This window comes from Roseiflexus castenholzii DSM 13941 (genome assembly GCF_000017805.1).
Classification (GTDB): Bacteria; Chloroflexota; Chloroflexia; order Chloroflexales; family Roseiflexaceae; genus Roseiflexus; species Roseiflexus castenholzii.
Window position 1 is genome coordinate 5,077,189 of the sequence record NC_009767.1, and the last position, 24,082, is coordinate 5,101,270.

At 60.2% G+C, this 24,082-nt stretch carries 16 protein-coding genes; 13 read left to right on the plus strand and 3 right to left on the minus strand.

The genetic code is table 11. The features are described from left to right. Positions 1-41: 41 nt before the first annotated feature. Positions 42-1,331 (plus strand): glycoside hydrolase family 5 protein, encoded by a 1,290-nt coding sequence (locus RCAS_RS20150; protein ID WP_232280077.1) that lies wholly within the window; start codon positions 42-44, stop codon positions 1,329-1,331. Here RCAS_RS20150 and RCAS_RS20155 read toward each other — a convergent pair. Continuing rightward, complete coding sequence (locus RCAS_RS20155) at positions 1,273-3,921, minus strand: histidine kinase N-terminal 7TM domain-containing protein (protein WP_012122342.1); 2,649 nt, start codon at positions 3,919-3,921, stop codon at positions 1,273-1,275. The two genes, RCAS_RS20150 and RCAS_RS20155, sit on opposite strands and share 59 nt — an antisense overlap. Positions 3,922-4,124: 203 nt before the next feature. Continuing rightward, positions 4,125-5,204, minus strand: a complete 1,080-nt coding sequence (locus tag RCAS_RS20160; protein WP_012122343.1) for a glycosyltransferase — start codon at positions 5,202-5,204, stop codon at positions 4,125-4,127. A 103-nt stretch (positions 5,205-5,307) separates the two neighbouring features. On the opposite strand from RCAS_RS20160, the gene RCAS_RS20165 reads away from it, so the two are divergent. The 10 genes from RCAS_RS20165 to RCAS_RS20210 all read left to right on the plus strand — a co-directional run bounded on the left by RCAS_RS20165 (position 5,308) and on the right by RCAS_RS20210 (position 21,955). Next, complete coding sequence (locus RCAS_RS20165; protein WP_232280078.1) at positions 5,308-7,653, plus strand: hypothetical protein; 2,346 nt, start codon at positions 5,308-5,310, stop codon at positions 7,651-7,653. 617 nt (positions 7,654-8,270) lie between these two features. Continuing rightward, a complete protein-coding gene (locus RCAS_RS20170) occupies positions 8,271-9,902 on the plus strand; it encodes a DUF2079 domain-containing protein (RefSeq protein ID WP_232280079.1) in 1,632 nt (543 codons plus the stop codon). 11 nt (positions 9,903-9,913) lie between these two features. Next, positions 9,914-12,184, plus strand: coding sequence for a glycosyltransferase family 39 protein (locus RCAS_RS26090; RefSeq protein WP_012122346.1), 2,271 nt, complete (start codon positions 9,914-9,916; stop codon positions 12,182-12,184). 74 nt (positions 12,185-12,258) lie between these two features. Further along, complete coding sequence (locus RCAS_RS20180) at positions 12,259-14,445, plus strand: hypothetical protein (protein ID WP_012122347.1); 2,187 nt, start codon at positions 12,259-12,261, stop codon at positions 14,443-14,445. Beyond that, complete coding sequence (locus tag RCAS_RS20185; protein ID WP_012122348.1) at positions 14,445-15,290, plus strand: class I SAM-dependent methyltransferase; 846 nt, start codon at positions 14,445-14,447, stop codon at positions 15,288-15,290. The genes RCAS_RS20180 and RCAS_RS20185 overlap by 1 nt, the downstream gene beginning before the upstream one ends. After that, a complete protein-coding gene (locus tag RCAS_RS20190; RefSeq protein WP_012122349.1) occupies positions 15,291-16,955 on the plus strand; it encodes an MATE family efflux transporter in 1,665 nt (554 codons plus the stop codon). 65 nt (positions 16,956-17,020) lie between these two features. After that, positions 17,021-18,154, plus strand: a complete 1,134-nt coding sequence (locus tag RCAS_RS20195) for a glycosyltransferase family 4 protein (RefSeq protein WP_012122350.1) — start codon at positions 17,021-17,023, stop codon at positions 18,152-18,154. A 384-nt stretch (positions 18,155-18,538) separates the two neighbouring features. Then, positions 18,539-19,765 (plus strand): glycosyltransferase family 4 protein, encoded by a 1,227-nt coding sequence (locus tag RCAS_RS20200; RefSeq protein ID WP_012122351.1) that lies wholly within the window; start codon positions 18,539-18,541, stop codon positions 19,763-19,765. Positions 19,766-20,188: 423 nt separating this feature from the next. Then, a complete protein-coding gene (locus RCAS_RS20205; RefSeq protein WP_012122352.1) occupies positions 20,189-20,761 on the plus strand; it encodes a hypothetical protein in 573 nt (190 codons plus the stop codon). 63 nt (positions 20,762-20,824) lie between these two features. Continuing rightward, positions 20,825-21,955, plus strand: coding sequence for a permease (locus RCAS_RS20210; RefSeq protein ID WP_012122353.1), 1,131 nt, complete (start codon positions 20,825-20,827; stop codon positions 21,953-21,955). Positions 21,956-22,069: 114 nt separating this feature from the next. Here the strand turns inward: RCAS_RS20210 and RCAS_RS20215 are convergent, their stop codons facing one another. Further along, positions 22,070-22,546, minus strand: coding sequence for a Fur family transcriptional regulator (locus RCAS_RS20215; protein WP_012122354.1), 477 nt, complete (start codon positions 22,544-22,546; stop codon positions 22,070-22,072). A gap of 196 nt (positions 22,547-22,742) precedes the next feature. On the opposite strand from RCAS_RS20215, the gene RCAS_RS20220 reads away from it, so the two are divergent. Beyond that, positions 22,743-23,162, plus strand: coding sequence for a hypothetical protein (locus RCAS_RS20220; RefSeq protein WP_012122355.1), 420 nt, complete (start codon positions 22,743-22,745; stop codon positions 23,160-23,162). A gap of 113 nt (positions 23,163-23,275) precedes the next feature. Beyond that, complete coding sequence (locus RCAS_RS20225; protein ID WP_012122356.1) at positions 23,276-23,959, plus strand: Crp/Fnr family transcriptional regulator; 684 nt, start codon at positions 23,276-23,278, stop codon at positions 23,957-23,959. Positions 23,960-24,082: the final 123 nt, after the last annotated feature.

A 24,082-nucleotide genomic window follows, 5' to 3' on the forward strand; every position in this document is an offset into this window, starting at 1 on the left:
ACCGCTGAGATAAGGATTCGGTGAGGAAAGCGTCATCGGCTATGCATCGTTCCAATATGTGCGTGTTGTCCTGGATTGCGCGATATGGCTTTATCATCGCACTCCTCGCCGCCTGTGGATCGGCGACGACCAACCCGCTTACCCGCCCTGATATTGATGAAGTGCGCCCCACCACCGCAGCGCAGCCGACGTTGACCACAGCGCCGACACCGACGAGAGCGCCGGTCTCTGGAACGCCGCAACCGCGCTTTCTGCGCACATCTGCGCTGCAATTCGGCGTAGTGGCGCATCTGTACTATACCGACCGCAGCCGGGTGCTGATGCTGACGAAGATCGCTGGCTTCGACTGGGTGCGACAACAGGTACACTGGAAAGATATCGAAGCGGCGCCGGGCGTCTATTACTGGGATGAACTGGACCACATCGTCGCCGATGTGTCTGCCAGCAACCTGAAATTGCTGGTGAACATCGTGCAATCGCCGCCATTCTACCCTCCCGGCAATGGCGGCAAGCCGCGCGACCCGAAGGTTATGGGCAATTTTGTGGCAGCAATGGTGGAACGATATGGAGATCGCATTGCGGCTATCGAGATCTGGAACGAGCCAAACCTGGCGGTCGAGAATGGCGGGCGCGTTACGCCTGAGGATCCGGGACGGTACGTTGAGATTCTGGCAGAGTGCTATCGCCGCATCAAGGCGATCAACCCCAATATCTACGTGCTGGCGGCAGCGCCGGCATCGACCGGCGTGTTCGACCCGGAGCGCGCCATTCCCGATATTGAGTACCTGCGCGCCATGTACACCTACAAGAACGGCATGATCCGTGACTATTTCGATGCGCAGGCAGCGCACCCCGGCGGCGCAGCGAACTCCCCCGACTGGCTCTATCCCGAATCTCCCGGCAATCGTCCGGCGTGGAACGACCATCCGACCCATTACTTCCGCCACGTCGAAAATGTGCGCGCGTTGATGATCGAACACGGTCTCGGCGACCGGCAGATCTGGATTACCGAATACGGATGGGCGACGCCAAATACGACACCGGGATTCGAGTTTGGCAACTTGATGACGTTCGACGATCAGGCAGACTATATCGTTCGGGCGATCACGCGAGTCTATGAGCAGTATCGTGACGAAGAGGGGCGTCCGTGGGTCGGGGCGATGTTTTTATGGAATATGAACTTTGCCGTCCTGTGGGGTGCACAGGGCAACCCGAACCACGAGCAGGCATCGTTTAGTCTGCTGAATCCCGACTGGAGTCCTCGTCCGGCATTTATTGCACTTCAGGGGTTGCATCAGCGTCTGAAAGTATCTCAGGGGCGGTCGCCATAACCGACCGTTGCAATGCGCGTCGGATGGCAGCGTACAATTCCGTTATCTGGTATGGTTTTTGAACGAATCCCTCGATTGCCATCTCGGCAAAGCGAGCCAGAACCTCGTGCTGCGAATACCCGCTCGACACCACAATGGCGATATGAGGCGCGATTGCGCGCAGCGCCTTCAGCACCGCCAGGCCGCTCATATCCGTGAGGTTGGCGTCGAGCAGCACACATGCGACTTCGGAGGCATGCGCTTGTAGGGTCTGGATGGCTTCTGCGCCGGTGGCGACCGCAATGACGCGAAAGTTGAGGTGGGTGAGAAGGCGCGCCGTCACATCACGCACATCGGCTTCGTCGTCCACCACGAGAACAGTGATCGGTTCGGGCGCCGCCGATACGTCCGGTTTGACCGGTTCGCTCTCCCGTACTGGCGAGGAAGGCGGGAACAGAACGGTGACCGTAGCGCCGCATCCGGGAGCGCTGTCGACCACGATTCCGCCGTGGTGATTGCGCACAATGCCCAGCACTGCCGACATGCCCAGACCGGTTCCCATCGCTTTAGTCGTGAAGAAGGGATCGAACATACGACGCTGGGTGTCTTCGTCCATGCCGCAGCCGGTGTCGGCGACTTCGAGCACAAGGTACTCGCCAGGCGACAGACGTTCGTTTGTGCGGTTGGCTGCCAGTAGCGCCTCATCACAGAAGCGCATGCCGGTGCGCACGCTGATAATCCCGCCATGCGCCGGGAGCGCATCAGCCGCGTTAAGGATCAGATTGAGCACGACCTGCTGGATTTGCGAAGGGTCAGCCTGGAAAACCGGAAGATACGGGTCAAGATGCAATTCAAGGCGCGTCTGCCTGCCAACTGACACGCGCAGCATATCTGCCATGCCTGCGACGATCCTGGTCAGATCGACGTCGGTTCGCCGATCGCCCCCTCTTCCCGCATACGCCAGCAATTGCTGGGTCAACCCGGCGGCATGACGGGTTGCCAGCATGGCATTGCGGATGTGCTGGAAAGCGGTTGAGGTTTTGGGCAGCGCCAGCAATGCCAGATCAAGGTTTCCCATGATCGCCATCAACAGATTGTTAAAGTCGTGGGCAACTCCGCCTGCCAGCAATCCCAGACTCTCCAGTTTCTGCGTTTGCTGCAACCGACGCTCGATTTCGAGCCGCTCGGCTTCGGCGCGTTTCTGCTCGGTGACATCGAGAATGTAGCCGAGGAAATAGATCGGTTCGTTCTGATCGTTATAAACCACCATCGTCGAGTCATCGATCCAGCGATACTCGCCATCGGCGCGCCGAAATCGATACTCCTGACGATACCAGCTCACACTCCGGCGAATATAGTCGGCGATTTCGTTCTGGATGCGCTGGCGATCATCAGGATGGATCAGGGAGAGATACATCAACCCGCCCTCAGTGAATGCTTCGGGCGCATACCCGAACTGCTCCTGCACATTGGGCGACACATACGAAACAGGGCATCGTTCGCGCGCTTCCCAGCGAAAGACAACCGTCGGACCTCCAATAAACAGGCGGCGCTCCTCGCGCAGCCGGGATTCGCTTTCGGCAAGCGCCTGTTGCATCCGCCACCAGTTCGTCACATCGCGCATCACCAGCACCGAGCCGGTCTGCTGTCCGCGACGGTCGCGCAACGGCGCTATGTGCGCATCGATCACCTGTGCGCTGTGTTCGATACGAATGGGTTGGTTCGCAACGCCGCTTGTGCAGGAGGCTGCCAGCTCAGGATACTGTTGCAACACGGATTGCACCGACTGTCCCACCGGATGTGTCAGACCGAGCATGCGACGCGCCGCCGGGTTGCAATCAACCACCTTGCCCCGCATATCAAACACCAGCACTCCGTCGCTCGACTGTTCAAACAGATGCGTATAGGCGATTGGACGGGCGTCGAGATGCCTGGGGCGGAACAGTGCGAGGTAGAAGAGCACTCCGTTGAGAGCCAGCAACACCGGAGTCACGTCCACTATGCTGACAAACTGCTCGTTGATGTAGAAGGTCAGACTGATGGCGGTCATTAAGAGCAAGGCGCCGATCAGCACGGCGATCTGGATGCGGTGGAGACGAAGCGCGCGCCCCCAGAAGCGTATGAGAAGCCAGAGACCGATCAGAACCAGACTGTACGAGTAGACGATATTAATCCAGTACCAGGGAGCATAGTCGAAGGTCACAATCGGTAGTGCGCCGGGTGGTGCGAGGTTGACGCGCCGGTAGAAGAAACGGTGCCAGTCGTTCGTGATGTTGGCAACAAATGTCAGCACAGGAAAGAACGCTAGCGCCGCCGCCTGTTTTCTGGTCAGGGAAGCGATGCTATCGGTATAGGTCAGCGCAAACCAGAGCCAGCACGTCGGAACGATGAGGATGCCAATGTACTTGATGCGTAACGCGATCAGGGCGAGTTCAGGCGAACGGGCGCCGATCTGCAAAGCGTATCCCCACGACCAGATGGCGCTGCCGATCATGACCAGCGCAAACGCGACACTGCCATTATCTTCGCGCTGTTGCACAAAGAGAAGCGCCAGAACGAAGGCGACACTGCCGCTAATCAGCAACACGGAGAGAAACGGAGCAAGACTCATAGAGTGCAGCACCCTCGCCTTGCAGCAATGATGGCAGAACGATCAGGCGTGGATCGTCAGAATCTCTATGAAACGCATCGTAGTGCGCCGATTGCTTCAAAGCGCAGCGATGGAAAAAAGAAAGATGGGAATCTACCAGAAACGCAGGGCGTTATCCGTTTGTGTCCACTTCAGAATTATACCACCAGATTGCTCCGTACTGTTCACCAGATTCCGGTTTCCTTCAAACGCGCACAGACCCGTTCCACTGCGCGATCCCACGTCCAGCGGTTGGCGTCGGCGGCAGCGCGCAGCCCTTTGCGGCGGCGCTCATCGGGGTGTTGCACCGCCTGACGCAGCAGATCAACCAGGGCATCGGCGTCCGGCTCTGCCCATTGCGCGCCAATACCGTAGGCGCCGCCAGCATCGGCGGGAACGAGACCGCGAATCGGCAGTGGATAGCCATTCTCGCGGCTGAGAAACGCCGTCGGTCCGCTCCAGTCGGTTGCAATTGCAGGGATGCCGCACGCCATCGCTTCGAGGATCGGCATGCCCCACCCCTCCCCGCGCGTCGGCAACACGAAGCAGTCGGCGCTGCGGTAGAGTTCCGCCATACGCTGCGCGTCCAGGGAACGGTTGTAGAGAAGCACAACCGGCGGTGATGGCATGGGCAACAGCGTCGCCAGTTCACGCACAGGATTCTCGCCAGGGGCGCGGCAGTCGATCTTCAACACCAGCACAACCGGATCACCGGCACGAAAGGCTGCGCGGTAGGCGCGCAGCAGAATATCCCATCCTTTGCGCGGTCCCCACTCAAAGACCGAGAGGAATACCGTGCGGTCGGTCAAATGCGCGCGCGGTTCTCCCGGTTCAAAGCGTCCTGAATCCACGCCAAGCGGCACAACGAAGATCGGGCGGGTGACGCCGCTTGCCGCAAACACGTCGGCGCCCCAGGCAGTCGGCGTCCAGACTTCGTCCATCTGATTGGCCTGCTGCACCCATTCCTGCGGCAGACGATCAAATTCGAGCATGGTGAAGCCGATGCGGTAGCGCCCGCTGTTCTTCGAGAATCGGTCACCCGGCGCATACACGACCTGCGGCGCATCAAAACGCACCGGAGCGCGCTGTAACTCGGCAATGCGCGGATGGATGCGCCCCATCATCACATGCTCATCGCGGTCGGCGCCGTACAGGTAGAGCGGACGAACCGCCACGCCGCGCGCATCAAGCCCCAGGACGAAAGCAAGCGATGAGCCGCTGTAGCCGGTGAGTGATGCGAATGATGAATGCCAGACGAGTTCCATGGGAGAACCGAGAACTGAGAACCGAGAACCACTTCCAAGTATACCCCGGTTTTGGGTGTGCTATAATGCGGCGGATTATCGTACCGGCATAAGGGTATTCGGTTTGGCTGCTCCGAAAGCAACACGCGCTCCAATTGCCTGGTCTGGCGCGTTGATCCATCTGCGCCGCTGGAAGCCTGGTTTGCCGTTGATCCTGGCGGCGTTCAGCGTCCTCGTTGCGCTGGCGACAGCGTATGCTGCTCAACCGTTCGTGGTCATCGACGTCGGCGCGCCGTTCGATTATCCGCACATTCGCGGCATGCATGCCCGCGAGTTCACCGCCCAGACGATAGTCGTTCGGGCGGTTGCGACGCCAGGATCCAACGAAGTTGTGATCGACAAACCGCTCCACAACGGCGTCTTTATGGCGACACTCACCCTGGACGACTGGAAGCCCGATGGATTGCATCCCCGCCGTTTGATTGCTGTGTATGCGAATGATCGACGGATCAATACGCTCGATGATCGCGGCGGCGATCGCCGTTTTCGGGTACTGATTCCTGATGACGTCGATCTGTCCGGCGGGTTGCGTCTGCGCATCGAGGCGATCCCGGATCGCACCCTCGATGTGCCGTCGGTGAGCATGGTTGACGCCGAGATTGCTAAAGCGCAGACATACCGCTGGACGAGTGAACGCACTGCGATCACATTCCCGGCACTGGGAAACGGTGACTGGCGAGTGGAGTTGCAGGCGCTCGTCGCTCACCCGGATGGCAGTCCCGTTGATGCGCGCGTCTTCGCCAACGGCGAGTTGATCGCCAACCTGCCTGACACGCCCGGTATGCGCCGGTATCAGGTCATGGCGCCGGCGCACGCCATCGATCATGGCGACCTGACCCTGGAAATCACTGCCAATCCGTATCGCGATCCGCGCCCGCTGGGAATTTCGCTGGAGCGTGTAACGGTGACGCCGCTCAGCAATGCGCTATCGGTTGCGTTGCCGCCATGGAGCGCGTTTGTGCCAGCTCTGACGATTGTGCTGAGCGCATACGGCGCGCTCCGTTTTTCGCGTGTTCCGGCATGGGGCGCGTGTGTGACGGCAGTGGCGGTAGCGATCCTGGGGTCCTGGGCGCTGGCTGCGCATCGCTACCCAACAGGGCTGTTTCTTGAACCGCTGGCGTGGTTCATGCTGTTTACGCTGGCGCTGACACCGCTCATGGATCGCGGCGTGACATGGATCTTTCGCAAACTCGACGCGCCGCTCGATCCCGGCGTGCGCGCTGCGCTTCTCATCATCTTCCTCGCCGGTCTCTGGGTGAAAGGCGGTGGGCTGCTCTTCCCCTATATGCGCGCTATCGATATCGGCTGGCATATGGATCGCGTGCGCTGGATTCTCGATGGGCATTGGGCGGAGATGTATCTCCCTGGCGCATTCTCAGAGTCGGTGATGCCGATCAACGAGTGGGGTCCGAACCGTCCGGTGATCCCCTATTCGCCGTTCTTCCATCTGTTTTCAACACTCTTTGCGCTGTTCCCCTGGCCACTCGAAACCAGCGCGAACCTCTTCAGCGCCCTGCTCGACAATAGTCGTGTTTTCCTGATTGCGCTCCTGGCGCGCAAAGCAGGATTGAGTAACCGCGTGACCCTCTTCGCCGCGCTGATCTATGCGGTGACACCGGTGACGTTCCTGCTGCACTCGTGGGGGAACGTTCCGACAACATCCGGTATGTGGTGGACGCTCGTGACCTCGACGGTCATGATTGCCCTCTACCCACGCCTCCACGAACGTGGTCCGTTTGCGCTGCTCACGGTGCTGACAACCGTCACACTGCTGTTCTATACGGTCATGGCGGTTTTCCACATCGTTTTCGCCGTCTTTTTTGTGGGACTGGCGCTTATCGCTCCGGTGGGGATCGACCGCAAACCGCTGCGCCCGATTGTGCTGTCGCTGGGTGCGGCGCTGATAGCGGCAACGCTTATCTACTATGGGCAGTATATCCCGCCGATTCTGGAACGCACGGTTCCCTATGCGCTCAACCTGGCGACCGCCGGACCGCAAAGCGTCGGGGTGGATCGTCCGCCGTTCAGCGAGTATATGTTCTCGTTCTGGCGGCATTTGCGATACGATATGCGACCGGATGGCTTTCTCTATTATGGGTTGCTCATTCCTCTCATATTCGTCGTTCCGGGGTTTCTTGCGCTGCGGAAACGAGCGCTCCTGTGGGTGATGCTCGCGGCATGGTTTTCGGTTGGGACGCTCTTCATGCTTATCGGGTACCGCGTCTCAATGGTGGACAAGCAGTTGTTCTACATTGTGCCGGCTATCTGTCTCTGCTGGGGAGTCTATGCCGAACGATTCTGGCAGCGTGGATGGTGGGGCAGAGTGCTGGTCATCACCATTTATGCGTTCACGCTGGCGACGGCGCTCGATCTGTGGATCATTCGGATTGCGCGGTCGCCGGTCGTATGAAGGCATGAAGCACGAGGCGCGAGGCGTGAGGAGTTGAAGGGGCGAAGGTTGCGCGTTGCGGGTTGAACGTTGCACCCGGGAAGGGCGCCGAGAGTGATACGCCGCCGATGTCGCAGGCAATTCTTCGCGCGCCTTCGCACGCTTCGTGGATCGTCCGGCAAGGCACGAGTTTCGCACAATCTAGGGTGCGGCATAAATGTCGCGGCACGAAAGCCTTCGTGGATCGTCCGGCAAGGCACGAGTTTTGCACAATCTAGGGTGCGACATAAATGTCGCGGCACGAAAGCCTTCGTGGATCGTCCGGCAAGGCACGAGTTTTGCACAATCTAGGGTGCGACATAAATGTCGCGGCACGAAAGCCTTCGTGGATCGTCCGGCAAGGCACGAGTTTTGCACAATCTAGGGTGCGACATAAATGTCGCGGCACGAAAGCCTTCGTGGATCGTCCGGCAAGGCACGAGTTTCGCACAATCTAGGGTGCGACATAAATGTCGCGGCACGAAAGCCTTCGTGGATCGTCCGGCAAGGCACGAGTTTTGCACAATCTAGGGTGCGACATAAATGTCGCGGCACGAAAGCCTTCGTGGATCGTGTGGCAAGGCACGAGTTTCGCACATATGACACAAGCGCTTGCATCACAACGCGAACGTTCCAACACCTGGATCGCGCACATGCTCACCGCAATCGAGCGGCAGGCGAGTCTGGCGCTGGCAGCGTTTATCATGCTCTACGTCGCAGTCCTTTTCTTTGGACTGACATTCAAGTACTTCAGTTGGGCGCAGGGGTATGATCAGATTGATTATCAGCAGTCGATCTGGAACACAACCCAGGGTCGTTTCCTCGAGATTTCGCACTACCGCCACACCGATCACCTGTGGGGCATGGATTTCATTCCGGCGATCCTGCTGATCGTTCCATTCTATGCGCTCTTTCCATCGGCGCTAACGCTCAATTTCTTCCAGGCGCTCTTTATGGCGCTTGGCGCGCTGCCGATCTATGGGATCGCGCGCGACCGCTTCGATGGTTCGCGCCTCGCGGGTCTCGGATGGGCGCTTGTTTATCTGCTCTATCCATCGCTCTGGTTTGTGACGATGAGCGCACCATGGCAACCGCGCACACTGGCGATCCCGGCGCTGCTCGGCGCGTTTTTCTTCCTGCAACGCGCCACGTTCCAGCGCGCAGGCATCCGGGAGTGGGGCGCATATCTGGGATTACTGGCACTGGCGCTGACCACACGCACCGATGTGTCGCTGGTGGTGGTCTCGTTCGGCATTCTGGCGGCGCTGTGGCGCGTCGGCTGGCGCTGGGCGCTCCCGCCGCTCATGATGGGACTGGCATGGTTCTATCTTTCGACGAATGTGATCGTGCCATCGTTTTACCTTCCCGATTATCAGGTGCGCGAGGGAGAGATCGGCGCGGTGACGGAGGGCGATTACACCGAGGTCTGGCCCGGCAAAAGCCCGCAACTGGCGTACTATTCGCATCTCGGCGACAGTGCGGGCGCTATTCTGTGGACGATTGTCAGCCGACCGATTGATGTGCTGCGTCTGATGTTTACACCGGATAAGTTGGTTTATCTGGCGCTGATGCTGCTTCCGCTGGCGCTGCTCCCGTTGCTCGCGCCCGATGTCGCGATTCTGGCAGCCCCGCCGCTGGCAATGAACCTCCTCTCGCTGCGCCCGTTTCAGATCACGGTGCGTGAACAGTATCAGGCGCTTGTCATTCCCGGTCTGATTCTGGCGGCGATTATCGGCGCGGCGCGGGTATGGTCGTGGTGGCAGGCGCGCAGTGAGCGGACGCGCGGCGCTCACGTTTCTGGCATTCAGGAACGCCGAACACGCTCGCGCCCGGCAGCAATGTTCATGATCGGCGCCATTGGCATTGCAGCGGTCACCAATCTGGCATACCGCAATCCCGTCGCAACGACCGTGCTCTACCGTGAGTCGCCGGAGCGTCTTGCGGCGATGGAGCGCCTGGCAGCGTTGATCCCGCCCGATGCTCCGCTGGGGGTGACGTCGTTTCTGGCGCCGCGCATGATGCCGCGTCGCTTCATCTACTATGTGCCGCCGGACGAGTCATTTCCACCGCTCGAGCGCGCCGAGTATCTTTTCATCGACATGCGCGCTGCGGCGTTGCACACCGAACGCGACCGCGACTTTATTCAGCGTCTGCGCGAATCGAGGCGCTGGCAGGTTATTGCCGAAGAGGAGGACCTGCTGGTGCTGCGCCAGGCGCACCAGGCGCCGTAGATTGTACGTCCATGCAGGCTCAACAGACGCTGCGCAGTGCGCGGTCCGTGACGACGATTGATCTCATCTTGCTGGCTGCTATTGTTGCGCTGGCGCTGGTCACACGCCTCTGGTTCTGGCAGGTGCAGGCGCGTTCCGGCGCCGTGCCGCCGGGCGATCCGGAAGAGTACTATCGCGCTGCCATCCATATGCTGCACGGCGGGTACCACGATACCGGCAAATGGCTGCGCCCGCCGGTCTATCCGGCATTCCTGGCGCTGCTCTTGCCACCGACGAGAATGAATGTCGCCGGAGCGCTGTTGCTTCAGGCGTGTGTTTTAGGCATCGGAACGCTGGTATTCTATGCCTCCGGCACGCAACTGTTCGGGCGCGTCACAGGAATGGTGACGACATTGCTCGCAGCACTGTTCGTGCCGCTGGCATCGTATGCGAGTTCGCTTTATGCCGAAGCGCTGTTTGTGACACTCCTGGTCATTGGTCTTGCGCTGATCGACCGCGCGCTGGTTCGCAACAGCACGCGAGCGGCATGTGGCGCCGGCGTGCTTCTGGCGCTGGCGGCACTGACCCGCGCCGTGGGTCTGTACCTGATCCCGCTAGCAGCCGTGTGGATTGCCTGGCGCATGCGACACGGCGGTAGCCTGTCGATAGGGATGGGCTTGTCTGACACGCGCCTGCGTCGCGTTGCCCGTTCCAAAGATCACGGCGCCCACATTCACCCTTCTTCCGATGTAGGAGAAGGAGCGTGGAAGGATACAGGGAAAGACGCCTCGCAGAGTGAACAGCACATTATGAGTGACAAGAGCGACCGCCTGGAGATACGTTCCTATCAACTGGCAATCTCCCTTATCCTGGGAGCGCTTCTGGTGGTTGGACCGTGGGCAGCGCGGAATTATCTGGCGCACGGGCGCGTCATCCTCAGCGATACCAATGGCGGCATCAGTATGTGGTACGGCACAGTGCGCGACGATGCCGAAGAGAAGGCAGGCGAAGCGCGGCTGGCGGCTGTGCCCAACCTCGCCGACCGGCAATCGCTTGCAATTCAGATGGCGTGGGAGAACATTCGTCATGATCCGGCACGGTTCCTGGCGCGCATGCGTTTCAAGATTGCGTCGCTCTACGCGCTGCAAACACGCAGTTATGCCGTCGGCGATGTTATTTCAATCGACTCGCGTGGTGCGCCACTGGTTCAGAATGCAGGCGAATATCGCCTGAGCATGACGCTTTTGGCGGACGTGCAGTACGTGGCGCTCATAATCCTGGCAATTGGCGGCGTCTGTTTTATGCCGCACCCTGCCCGTGCCATTCCGACGTTGCTCTGGGTGGGACTGGCGACCCTGCTGGCGGTATTGACCATTGGACACCCGCGATTGCGCCTTCCGATTGTTGCGTCTGTCCTGCCCTTCGCTGCGTATGCGCTGGTCAGATTGCCCGCAGGATGGCGACACATCCGTCAATTGCCGCGCGACCGGCGCAGTTATATGGCGCTGAGCGGAGTGATGGTTTTCCTGGCGCTGATCGTCAGCATGCGGTATATTCCGTGGGGTGCGGGTATGTGGTATGCTGTGCCGGGACGATCGGCACTCGAAGCGGGCGATTTGCGACAGGCTGAAACGCTGCTGGCGCTGGCGCACGATGCTCACCCGGATAACCCGTTGCGCGTGATCGATCTTGCCGATCTGCGGTTGGCGCAGGGCGATGATCGGGCGGCGCTTAGCCTGTACCGGCGCGCGGCTGAGATGGAACGTCGCAGCCTGTATGCGCAGGCGATGCGCGCCATCACCGGCGCGTATCTTGCCATGCCCGACGAAGCGGCAGCAGGATTGGCAGCGATCGATGATTACTGGCGCTCAGGCAACGATCTGCTCGAATGGGCATGGACCACACGGCGACGTCCTGCACCGGATCGCGTCGTTCCCGGCGATCCGATGGCGCTGGGACTGTATGCCGGGTTTGCGCCCGCCACGCCTGATCTCGCGGTTGGGCGCTGGACCCTGGGAGAAGGACGGGTGCGGGTGCGTGGCGGCTGCGGCGCCTTAGCGGTTCAGTTGCGCGGACCATCCGGGCGTCGGGTAGACATCAGCATCGACGACTGGGGTATTCGAAAGCGGATGATAATGAACGGCGAACAACAGGAGGTGCGCCTTGCGCTCTCCGGCATTCGCGAATGTGAATTCGGACCCGAACTGACTGTGCATATCGTCAGCGAAACGGGACTGCTCGATCTGGAGCGGGCGCCATGGTACACGGGCGTGGCAGTGTACGAGGTGCGTGTCGAACGGTGATGCATTGGGTGACGCAGGACATGTCATGCTGGCGGATCGGTGTGAATGGCATTGCTAGAAAAAGTGGGAGATCCATGATCCGAGCACAACACCTGTTTCGTGAATACACGGTCGCAGGCGCTCGGGTTCGCGCTGTTGCTGTTGATCTGCTCGCGCTCACCTGCTATCTGGCGCTGGCGCTGCTCGTTACCTGGCCCCTGGCGCTGCGCTTCAATACTGAACTGTTCGGCGGCATCGACAACATCCCTGGTCGGTTTCGCTTTGCCGGTTATGAGGAAGCCGGCTTGCACCTGTGGCGCGTCTGGTGGGTAAGCGAGGCGCTCCTGCACGCCGTTCATCCATTCTGGACCGACCTGCTGTTCTATCCTGACGGCGTGCAATTGTATGTGCAGACGTTGAGCGCACCCAACGCCGTCATAACGCTGCCGATCTATCTCCTGGCAGGACCGGTCGCGGCGTTCAACACCGTCATTGTGCTGGGGTTCGCCCTGACCGGCTTCGGCATCTTTTTGCTGGCGCGCCAGTATGCTGGCGGATTCTGGGGACCGCTGCTCTGTGGGGTGTTGGTCACGTTGGGACCGTTTCACCTCGGGCAGTTGCAGAACAGTCACAACCATCTGTTCAGTATGCAGTGGATCCCGTTCTACCTCCACGCTCTGACACTGCTGGATGAGCGCGGAAGTCGCTGGCGAATCGGATATGCATCGGGCATGGCGGCGCTGGTCGTGCTCTCCGACTGGTACTGGGCATCGGTGTGTGGCGTGCTTACTATCGTGTGGGTCATCGCGCGGCTTGCGCTGGTGCGTGAACGGTGGGTGCTGGTGCAGCGCTATGCGCTCTTCGCGGCAGGTGCATCGCTGATGCTGTTGCCTTTTCTGGCTGGAATGATCGCCAGTCGGACATTGCTACCGGTAGGACACAGCGCTCGTGATGAGATTTGGGAAGCATATGTGCGCTATTCGTCAGCAGATCTGTTCGGTCTGTTCTTTCCGAACGTCTACAATCCGCTGTGGGGCGCACAGGTCGAACAGATACTGCGCCCGATTGCCGCACCGTTTACGCCAAGCGTCTGGTATGTGGCTGCCGGATGGACATTGACAACGCTGGCAATCATTGGCGTCTGGTCTTCCTGGCAGCGCGCGCTGCACCTTCTTATCGTCGGCGTCTGCTTGTGGGTCATAGCCCTTGGACCGACGCTGTGGATATTCGGATACGATAGCAACATTCCAATGCCCTATGCCTTGCTCGACCGGATTCCGCTGTTCGGCGCGGCGCGCAAACCGGCGCTGTTTGTCGCGCCGGTGCTGGCGCTGCTGAGCGTGCTGGCAGCGATAGGACTCGAGGAGCTGCGTCAGCGTCTACCATCTCTCTGGCGCGCTGCGCCGGTCGTCGTGGTAGCGGCGCTGGGGACTTTTGAACTCTGGCTTCCGGCAGGGCGCGTCTTTCTGCCGCTGGAACGCCCGCCAGTGTACGAACAGATCGCAGCGCGCCCCGGCGCTGTCGCCGACCTGCCGCTCGATGTGCTCGAAACGAGTCGCACACTGCGCAACCAGATGATCCATGGTCAGCCGATTATTGGCGGTTTCATTGCTCGTCGACCGGCATATCCATCGTTTGATATTCCGCTTATTCGAGCAATCGGCACAATGCAGGAGTTGCCGGATGACGACATTACGCCGCTTGATCGGACCACCCTGATGGCGATGCAGTGCTTTGCGCCAGTGCGCCACGTGGTGGTGCGCACCGACCTGACGACGCAGCGCGAGCAGAACAACCTGGAGCAGACGCTAACCCGTCTCATCGGGCGTCCAGCTGTGCCAGCATACGAAGATGCTGCCTATCGCTGGTATGAATTGCCGTTGTTCGTCGATGCATGCCACCCGTTTATGTATCCAGGCAAAGGCTGGCACGCCGTTGAGCGAAACACCGAGATGGTCCTCTACCGCTGGGCGGATGCCGAGAGCCAGGTCATCATCGCCAGCCCGCACACGACATCCGTCCCGGCGCTGGTATCGCTCAGGCTTGCAGCATATCAGACGACACGCCCCACCGAACTATGGTCTGACAATCGACTGTGGGGCGTCCTGGGCATATCGCCTGAACCGCGCACCTTCAGACTGCTCCTGCCGGTGAACCACGGTGTCAATCCGATCATCTTGCGTGCGCCGACCGCGCCCGACCCGGCGAGCAACCGGATGATCAGCATCGTTGCGTTTCGCGTGAGCGTCGCCTATCCTGCGTTAACGGAGGAGAAACGGTAATGCCAGCGGTTGCCGCTTCATCCGACCTCGAACGTGCCATCGATCCCTGGTTGACCCATATGCGCTGGCGACGCGACTTTGCACGCTGGCGTGAGCGACGCATCAATCAGGAAGCGTATCAGCGCGAACGGCTGGCGCGCCTGGAGCAGATCGCCGGGCATCTCGAAGGATTGCGCGTGCTCGACCTGGGCGCCGGTATGGGCGGATTTGCGGTTGCTGCGGCGTTGCGCGGCGCGCAGGTCGTCGCCAGCGAGTATAATCCGGCATACTGTCGGATCACCACGTTGCGCGCGACACGTCATTGCTTGAGTCTGCCGGTGATCAATGCGGCTGGTGAGGCGTTGCCATTGCCCGACGCCACCTTCGATGCCGTGGTATGCTGGGATGTTATCGAGCACGTGCAGTCGCCGGATCAGGTGCTGCACGAAATCGCGCGAGTGTTGCGCCCCGGTGGCGTGGCGCTCGTGACGGTCATCAACCGGCGCGCGTGGATCGATCCACACTATCATATGCGCGGCATCAACTGGCTGCCGCGTCCATGGGCGGAATGGCTGATTGCACGCCGCGGGCGCGTCAAGCAGGGCGCCGCATTTCGCGACATGCAACGCTTGAGCGACATGCACTATTTCACGTACCATGCCTTTGTTGCGCTCGCGGCGCGCCACGGCTTCAGCATGCGCGATCTCCGCGAAGAAGACTTGCTGCGCGGCGCGCTCTACAGTCCGAAACCGGCGCGCCGTATCGCGCGCGCGGCGCTGCATCGCCTGGGTTTGGAACGCGCCGCGTATCGCCTGCAACGCGACTGGTATGCCGGTATGTTCGAACTGGGATTGGTCAAACAGTAGATGGCAACCGAACCGACAACCAGCCGCGCTCCTTCCCTCGCCACCCAGGTTTCCCGCGCCGTGGTGTGGAATGCGGTCTTCGTGCCGCTGCGCATGGTCGCCGAGATTGTGGCGACGCTTCTCAAGCTGACGGTGCTGCCGTTGACCAGTTATGGTCTGCTGGCGCTGGTCAGCGGCGCTGCCGGCGGTCTGGGCACCTGGATCGATCTGGGCACAACCCGCGCACTACCAAAGTATATTCCAGAGACCAACCGCACCGGCGGACCACGAGCCGTGCTGCGGTTGCTCACGGTCGTCCTCACGGCGCAGATTGCCATGCTGGCGCTAACGCTGGTCGGATTGATCATCGGATACGACCGTTATATCGGCGAGTTGCAGGGTAAGGTGCTCGCCGACGGGCGTATTCCACCGGTTGAGCAAACGACCCTGGTGCGGTTCATCGACGAGTTCGGCTGGCTGATCATCCTGACTATTCTGATTATGCTGTTCCTGGGTATCTGCTACGATATGCTGATGGCGTATCTGAACAGTTTTTTCAAGCAGCGCGCATGGAACAGCGTGGCGCTTGCCGCAGGTCTGCTGCCGCCGCTGTTGAGCGCCGCCGTCATTCTGCTCAGCCGCCTGGCGCCTAATCCTGATCGCACTGCGATCATTGGCGTATTGATCGCTATGTTCGTTGCGCCGGCACTGGCAGTGGCGCTGGCGGGGTGGAACGTCTACCGGTTGTGGGCATCGGATGCGCGCTACTGGACATCGAACGCTCCTGCACCGTCATCGTGGCGCGCTATTCCGACAGGTTTTGTGCGTTATTGCGCAGTATCGTTCTTGATGACCCTGACCGACTTTCTGGCGAGCAAGTCGTTTGCGGTGTTTCTGACGAACGACATCAGCGATGTTGCGCTGCTCTGGGCGGGAGCGTCGGTGGTTGGGATGGTGCTGGGATATCTCTACACGCCGATGGTGGGGGTGCAGGTGCCATTGTTCACCCGCGTGCGCGCCGGCGAGGGCGGGACGCTGTTGGGCGCCTATCAGTCGCTGGCGCGCCTTCAGGCGTTGCTGCTGATCCCCGGCGCGGTGGGGTTACTCCTGTTGGCGCGCCCGGTGCTGGCGGTGCTCACGCCACAATACGTCGGCGCAGCGCCGCTCGTGTGGGTGCTTGTGCCGTGCCTCTTTTTGGAAAGCATGCTGACAACGGCGCACAATGCGCTGATTGTCTATGAGCATTTGCGGGTGATCGTCATTTCGCGCCTGCTGACACTCTCGGTTGTTCCGCTGCTGATTCTGCTCGCGCCGCTGCTCGGAGTTGTCGGGGTGGCGCTCGCGTTTGGGCTGGCGCGTGTGCTGGCTGGAGCATGGGCGACATTCAACGGGTATCGGTTGCTGGGAGTGCGCTGGCCCTGGCGCTTTACGCTGCGCGTCCTGCTGGCGAGCGGAGTCATGGCGCTGATCGTTGTCGGCATGGCGCTGCTGCTGCCCGAACTGCCGCCCCATGCTGGCGTCGCGCTACGCCTGCGGGAAGCGGCGCTACTGGCGGGTGTTGCACTCATCGGCGCTGGCGTCTTCATCGGCGCACTCCGGGCGACCGGCGGGCTAGAGCCGCAGGACCGTGAGCAACTGGCGACGATGCGCCTGCCGGGAGGACGCTGGCTATTGCGGATGTTGTGAGTTTCGACAGGAGTAAGAGCAATGAAGGCAGTTTCCAAAGCGCACAACCGACGGTAAAATCACACATGCGCATTGCACTCTACAACCTGACTACCACGACAAAATATGGCGGCGTTGAAAGCTTTGTGTGGGACCTTGGGCGTGAGCTTGCGCGTCGCGGGCACACTGTGACGATCATCGGCGGAGTAGGGAAGCGCCGTGAACCTGCGCCGGGAGTGTGGGTGCTGACCTTTCCCTTCATCAACCGGCATCGTTTTCAGGCGCTGCCGCTCTTGCGCCGCGCCTATGCGGAAGCCAAACTCCTCGAACGCCTTTCGCTGGCGGTAGCGGCGCTGCCCGAATTGATCCGCGGCAGCTACGACATCATCCACATTCAGAAGCCGTATGATCTGGGACCGGCGCTATTGGCGCGGCGTCTCGGCGGAGCGCGGGTGGTGCTCGGGTGTCACGGCGAAGATTTCTATCCTGGCGATACCTTCCTGGCGCGATACGTCGATGCTGCTGTGTCGTGCAGTCACTTCAATGCCCGCACCGTGGCGACGCGCTATGGGTTCGAGCCGACGGTCGTGTTCAACGGCATCGACACCACCCTGTTTCGCCCGGTGGCGCCCGATCCGATGCTCGACCGTTCCGACGGTGCGCCGCTTCTGCTGTGGGTTGGTCGCCTGCAACCATGGAAGGGGGTTGATGTCGCCATTCGCGCGCTGCAACAGATTCCGCGCGCCCGCCTTGTCATTATCGGCGATGGCGAAACCCGCGCCGACTTGGAGCGTCTGGCGCAGGATATGAGACTGGCAGACCGGGTGCGCTTTCTGGGGGCGCTGCCGCGCGAACGCCTTCCGGCGCTCTATGCCGCTGCCGACATACTGCTGGCAACCAGTTTTGCCAGCGAAACCTTTGGCATCGGTCTGGTCGAAGCGCAGGCGTGCGGATTGCCGGTGGTTGCATCACGTTTCGGCGGCTTCCCGGAAGTGATCGACGAAGGGCGCACCGGTCTGCTCGTGCCGCCACGCGACCCGGCAGCGCTCGCCGCCGCAGTACGCGCGCTCCTCGACGATCCTGCCCGTCGGCGCGCGATGGCTGCCGCCGCGCCGGAATGGGCTGCGCAGTTCGCCTGGTCTGCCGTCGCTGATCGTGTGGAAGCGGCGTATCAAGCGGCGCATAAGCGATTATATGTAGCGACGCCAATCATCAGGTGATCCACGCATGTCTCTATCATCGAGGGAGTGGCATCAGTGCCAACGACGCGCTTCGCTCACGGCAGGCGCAGCAAAGCCATCTCTTCGTGGGGGGAGAAGATCGTTTCGACGCTGATACGCCTCGCAACGACAGGAATACGTAATACCAATTACGATTGAAGATGCCGCATGCTTGTCATTCCGAGCGCAGCGAGGAATCTAAGCGGGTCGCGCAAGACCCCTCGCTCTGCTCGGGGTGACCATGCCGGATGGTCACAGGGAATTGGTATAATATGCGGATCGGCGCTCCATACCTTTCAGTCGCCGTTTGCCGCCTGCTCCGGCATCTGGTTCCCGGTTCTCAGTTCTCAGTTCTCAGTTGCTGGTTCTTCGCAAGAGACATTTGTGCGTATTCTTATTATTGGTCTTGGCGGGATCAGCCGCCATTTTCGCAACTGGCCCGAACGAACCCTGGGACAATCGCTGGTGCGCGCCGGCCACGAGGTCTATGCACTGACATACTGGCAACCTGACGCGCCGCACCTCGGTCTCGTCGAGCGCGCCGACACCATCGATGGTGTGCGCGTCATCCGTGTGCGCCCGCGCATCGTGCCAAACCGCGATCTTGTGTCTGTTCTGCGCAGCATCCCACGCCCGGATGTCGTTCACCTGATGCATCCGCGCAATGTTCTGGCGTGGGAAACCGTGCGCCGGATGCGGCAGAGTCGTGTGCCGATCTGCTGGACATGGCTGGGACCATTTCATGATCGCTGGCTGGTGGACGACCGCGAGCGTCCCTATGAACGACCGCCACATCCTGAGCGCCTGATCATGAGCGCACTCGACCTGGTGCGTCGTGTGATGCGTGAACCATGGCGTGCGCGCGATCACTGGCGAAACTATGCGATCCATGCGCCATTGCGACAGGTCAACCGCTTCATTCCCTGTTCACGCCACGAAGCCGATGTCCTGACCAACCTCGGCTTCGGGAACCGAATGGGACCGATTGTGCCGCTCTGGATCGATATGGAGTTCATGAACGGACCTGCTCCGGCACCCCCGCCGCTAACCCGCCCGATCATTCCATACATTGGTCAGTTAACCGTCCGCAAATGCTATGACATGATCATCGATGTTATGTCGGTGATTGTCCGCCACTATCCGCAGGCATCCTTCGTCTTCGTAACGCACAACCAGGCACAGCGCGCCGATCTGATGCGTCGCGCCGCTCAACAGGGCATCGAACACAACCTGCATTTCCTCGGTACAATCAGCGAAGAAGAGAAACTGGCGTTGCTGCGCGCCAGTGATTTGCTTCCTTTTCCCTCGCGCTACGAGGGCTTCGGGTTGCCGCTCCTCGAAGGTATGGCTGCCGGAGTGCCCGTGATCTCGACCAATATTCCGGTGGTTAATGAAATTGTGATTCACGGTGAGAACGGGTTGCTCATCCCCTACGACGACACCCATGCACTGGCGCAGGCAATGTTGACCCTGCTCGAAGATCAGGAGATGCGCAAACGCCTGATCGCTGGCGGCAAACGCGCATTGCATGAGCGCTTCGCACCAGAGCGCCTGGTTCGTCAGGTCATTGCGGTGTACGAAGAAGTCATTAGTGCATATGCCTCATCCTGAAGATGGCTCCCTCTCGGCCACAATCACGTTCGCTTCCGTGCTCGCAGCGCCAGTAACGCCCAGAATACGTGCAGCGTTCCCCATGTACGCTTCGGTGCTGAAAATCGTCCACACCTACCAATGACCTATGAACATCCGGCATGGTCACCCCGAGCAGAGCAAGGGGGCTTGCGCGACCTGCTCAGATTCCTCGCTGCGCTCGGAATGACAAGCATGCGGCATCTTCAATCGTCATTGGTACCACCAGCACATCGACATCCAGAGTGTAAGGAAGACCCGCCCTTACGTCACCTGTCTTGAAGATGATGGGTCAGGTAGCTGCACACTGGACGGGTGGCGTTGGTTGTTCGTTTGACGAACTCGTTGAAAGTAACTATCATCTGGTACATTGTGACACGTTCTGGTAATGACAGGAGCGCATTGATGACCACTCGCTCATGGCTGACGCTTCCGCCGCGCCTGAAGCAGCGCGGCGCGGAACTAATGCATTTCCAGTGCTGGCTCTGGGGATGTGATATTCGCCGCCCGGAAGGGAATCTCTTGCTCGAATACGGGTTCAGTCGCCAGCGGCCGCCTGCCGGAGCGGCGGGGAGTAGTGCGTATCTGGCATCGTGCGCGCCGGATACCGTTGTTGTGCTCTGGGGCTTTGGCGCCTTTTATGGCGATCCCACACAGGGCGGCGTCTATCTCAAGCGCTATGAGTTCTCACCGGTGGTTGTCACTCGACTCACGCCACAACGGTTGCCATGGTTGCCCGACCAGATTCGTCCTTCGGCGCTTCCTGATGAACCGGGCATCCGGCAACAGATGCATCGGCAGTTCGTTGCGTTGCTCGCATGGATCGCACACTACGAAATGTGGGTGCGCGAAACCTGCGGTCTTGACTACCGGCGACAGTGCACCGCAGAGTCGACAAAGCCCGCGTTCCGTATTCCGGTAGAGCGTCTGGTTGAGGAATGGCAACAATTGGCGCAGCGGAGCGCTCTCCTCTCTTGACAGAGCGGAACATATGCCATATATTCACCATAAGTGATAGTAACTATCATTTATGGAGGAGGTATGTTTAGCCGCACCGTTCCGCCTATGTCACGCGCCTCGTTTGAGCGCATTGTGCCGGTTGTCTCGCTGGTTGTGCTTGCCTTGATCATCGGTCAGTCGGTGGTGCAAAGCGTCAGCGCCTGGCTTTCCGGCGCAGAAGCGAAGCATATCGTCCCGGTCTTCGAGGCGCCAATCGCCAGTGCAGGCAAAGCATTGGGCGCCGCTCTCACCTCCTGGATGCCCGCCTGGAGCATTCCCACACCGTTTGGTCCACTCGATGTCAAGCATACGGCGTCGTACACGATCTATGAATGGTTCAAACTGCCAATCATTCTCTTTCTGACGACCTACGGCATGACACTGTTGCGCCTGAGCATCAGCACCCGATGGATTGAACGCTCCATCGGGCGGAATGATCTGCTGGGGGCTTCGGGTGGTGCGCTGCTGGGCATATTCACACCGGTCTGCTCCTGCACCGTCACCAACATCTACGCCGGCATCGTTGCCGGCGGCGCAAGCCAGCGCGCCTCGTCGGCGTTTCTGTTTGCCAGCCCGGCGTTGAATGAGTTCGCCATTCTTTTTATGTTTGTGATCGTCGGACCGTTCGGCGGGCTGGTCTATGTGCTGGCAGGTTTTGCCGCCGCGCTGGCGACCGCGTATCTTGCGCCGGTTCTGGGGCTGGATCCGGCGCGTTTTGTGCAGCAGGTCGTTTCACCGCACTTATGCGGTACGATTGCCCGGGAGAGCATTCTGGTTCGTGCGCACCGCGAGGCGTGGGCATTGTTTAAGCGATTGTTTGGCGTTGTCCTGTTCAGTGGGTTGCTGGCAGGCATTCTGGTCAATTTTAACCTGACGCTGGTAGAGAGTCTGAAACAGGCGGGCGCTGCGTGGTGGGGACCGCTCATCGCCACCGTGCTCGGTCTGCCGCTCGACATTAATGCCGCTTCAACGGCGCCGATTCTGGTGGCATTGCACCAGATTGTGCCGATTGGAACACTGGTGGCGGCAATGATGGCAACGACCGTCTCCTCAATCCCGGAGTGGGCGATGCTCAATCGTCTGATTGGAAAGGCGGGAGCGATCAAAGTCGTGCTCTGGTATGCAACCTATGTGGCGCTCCTGGGGTTGCTGCTCAACTGGTTGTTTGCCTGAGGCGTACAGCATTGCTTGCCGGGCACAGGCGCTCAGATCAAGGCGCGTCGCCACGCTTTGCTCACATTGTGGCTGTGGTGTGCCCGGCAAGAACTGTTGGCGGCAGACCACGCTTTACGTCGCCGACGATGCTGAGGGCGCCAGGCATTGCGGACACACGCCGAACAACTCCACCACATGGTTGGTGATGCGATAGCCGGTCGATTGTTCAAGCGCAGCAATGACTCCCTGAATGCCACAGTTGTCGAACTGCTCGATCACGCCACACAAGGTGCACACCAGATGATGGGTGTGCCCGCTCCCCAGACAGTAGCGATGGCAATCGTCAAGCCCGTGGAGGCGCTGAAGCATGCCCAGGTCGCACAAGAGACGGACGGTGCGGAAAATGCTGGCGATCCCCGGCGACTCATTGCGCTCAAGGAGCCACTGCTCGACTTCCTGCACGCTGAATGCGCCTGGCTGCGCCGTGATCGCCTTGAGCACCGCCAGGCGCGGCTGGGTCACTTTGTATCCTGCGGCCGCCAGTTGCTCGGCGAGGGACGTCACTGCCGGCGGTAGCATATGCCTTCGCTCATCGAGAAAACGGCTCATCAGATTGCTCCTTCAGTGCAGGCTGCGTCTCTGTTCCCCATTGTAGCACAATGGCAGCGCCGGTTGATAGTGAATTGCAACGTCTCCGGCACGACCTTGCGCCTTTTTCCGCCATATCCTATCATAGCGTTGCGACGTTGCTGCGCATTGGTCTGCGGCGATCATCTGGTTGCAGATAAAGATCGTTTGAGACGCTATGTTGGTGGATCGGCTGACTGCATCAGATATGCTCCCTTCGTTGCGCGATATGCGTCGCGTTGCCTTCCGCGCTGCTATCCTGTTCCTCATCTGGTGCACGGCAATTCATGCCGCCGCCGCCTGCATCGTGCATTGTCAGATTGCACCGTGGATACAGCAATACATTGTGCAGCCGCTTCCACTCCTTGTGTGCGACCTGAGCGAACGCGCATCGAATGCTGCCCAGCAAACCGTGTCGGAGGACATCTTGCCGGAAGTTATTCAACCGGTGGCGCCGGCGGCAATGCTGATGATCGTATTTGTGCTGCGGATGGCCGGTATCATTGTGACTGTTCAGATAAATCCCCGGCATCAGGTTCAACCGCCGCTCACTCCCCCGCCGCGCGGTATGGCGTCTTCTTCACTCCAATCCTGCTGATCACTCTGAACTTCCTGTTACCGAAACCACTTCACTCCTGAGCGTGCAAGGAGCGTTGTCCTCGCCTGCTGACCGTCAGCAGGGAGATGATTGTGTCTTCTGAAAGATAACGTATGCACCACCTTGAACACTACCGGCTTTTCGAGGGACTTGATCGACAGTCGCTCGATGAGATTGCGTCATCGGCACGAACGCTTCACGCAAAGCGCGGTGTGATACTGTTTGAAGAGCGCGCGCCGGCAGAAGCGTTATACGCCGTCCAGAACGGTTGGATTCGTCTGTACAAACTCGCAGCCGATGGCCGCCAGAGCGTGATGCGCCTGGCCGGTCCTGCCGAGGTGGTAGGGATCAGCGCGGTTCTGCCGGGTATGGAATATACCCTCTCGGCGCAAACCATTGCGCCGTGCCGCTTATTGATGTGGCACAAGGATGATCTTCACCGTTTGATCGACCGCTACCCGATCCTTCAGGGCAACAGTGTACGGTTGCTCTCTGAATATCGGGATGCGTTGCAACAACAACTGCTTGAGCTGGCGACCGAGCATGTTGAACAGCGCCTGGCGCATGCGCTGATCCGTCTGGCCGATCACTACGGGACGCCGACGGACACGCCGAACCATCTGGCGCTGCCGCTGATGCAGCGCGATCTCGCCGACCTGATCGGGGTGAGCCACTACACCGTCAACCGCTTGCTGCACCTCTGGCAGCAGCGGGACATCGTACAGACGCAACGGGGAAGCATTGTCATCGTTGACCGGCAACGGTTGCTGGCGCTGGCGGAAACCTCACCTGGATAAGACGGCGGAGAGATCATCCTCCTCTCCTCAGAAGCGTGCGCAATGCTCAATCGTCATTGTGGAGGCGCATCGGGCATGCACCGATGTGCCTGGAGGCAGACGCACAGGTCCGCCGCCTACCGG

Coding starts and splice junctions, on each gene's coding strand:
- RCAS_RS20150 (WP_232280077.1), top strand. CDS start 42: ATGCATCGTTCCAATATGTGCGTGTTGTCCTGGATTGCGCGATATGGC.
- RCAS_RS26090 (WP_012122346.1), top strand. CDS start 9,914: ATGCAGGCTCAACAGACGCTGCGCAGTGCGCGGTCCGTGACGACGATT.
- RCAS_RS20205 (WP_012122352.1), top strand. CDS start 20,189: ATGACCACTCGCTCATGGCTGACGCTTCCGCCGCGCCTGAAGCAGCGC.
- RCAS_RS20185 (WP_012122348.1), top strand. CDS start 14,445: ATGCCAGCGGTTGCCGCTTCATCCGACCTCGAACGTGCCATCGATCCC.
- RCAS_RS20220 (WP_012122355.1), top strand. CDS start 22,743: ATGTTGGTGGATCGGCTGACTGCATCAGATATGCTCCCTTCGTTGCGC.
- RCAS_RS20195 (WP_012122350.1), top strand. CDS start 17,021: ATGCGCATTGCACTCTACAACCTGACTACCACGACAAAATATGGCGGC.
- RCAS_RS20225 (WP_012122356.1), top strand. CDS start 23,276: ATGCACCACCTTGAACACTACCGGCTTTTCGAGGGACTTGATCGACAG.
- RCAS_RS20180 (WP_012122347.1), top strand. CDS start 12,259: ATGATCCGAGCACAACACCTGTTTCGTGAATACACGGTCGCAGGCGCT.
- RCAS_RS20190 (WP_012122349.1), top strand. CDS start 15,291: ATGGCAACCGAACCGACAACCAGCCGCGCTCCTTCCCTCGCCACCCAG.
- RCAS_RS20210 (WP_012122353.1), top strand. CDS start 20,825: ATGTTTAGCCGCACCGTTCCGCCTATGTCACGCGCCTCGTTTGAGCGC.
- RCAS_RS20155 (WP_012122342.1), bottom strand. CDS start 3,921: ATGAGTCTTGCTCCGTTTCTCTCCGTGTTGCTGATTAGCGGCAGTGTC.
- RCAS_RS20215 (WP_012122354.1), bottom strand. CDS start 22,546: ATGAGCCGTTTTCTCGATGAGCGAAGGCATATGCTACCGCCGGCAGTG.
- RCAS_RS20160 (WP_012122343.1), bottom strand. CDS start 5,204: ATGGAACTCGTCTGGCATTCATCATTCGCATCACTCACCGGCTACAGC.
- RCAS_RS20170 (WP_232280079.1), top strand. CDS start 8,271: ATGACACAAGCGCTTGCATCACAACGCGAACGTTCCAACACCTGGATC.